This window comes from Pseudomonas sp. AC463, assembly GCF_979253585.1.
In genome coordinates, this window is record NZ_CEEDDZ010000616.1 from 1 (window position 1) to 271 (window position 271).

1 protein-coding gene is annotated in these 271 nt (G+C 65.3%); it reads left to right on the forward strand.

All coding sequences use genetic code 11. From position 1 onward, the window contains the following. A partial coding sequence (locus AC0IYH_RS31680) for a hypothetical protein (protein ID WP_471838216.1) occupies window positions 1-271 on the forward strand: 271 nt, incomplete at both ends.

The window sequence follows — 271 nt, forward strand, 5'->3', positions numbered from 1 at the left end:
GGGGTATGTCTTCTCCAACGCCTGGGTCCACCAGACGATGGAGTCGATGTGCATCGCACTGATGGTGGACCCGCAGGGCGACGCGGAGATCGCGACGGCGCAAGGACATATGCGCCAGACGCTGGAGCGCTGGATTCCGATCGTCCTCGCCGCGCAGGAACGTGACGGCTACCTTCACACGGCCTACACGCTCGCCGATCGCAGTGCGTGGCCGGAGCGCTGGTCGCCCGAGCATCGCGGCGATCACGAAGGCTATGTCGCGGGCTATTTC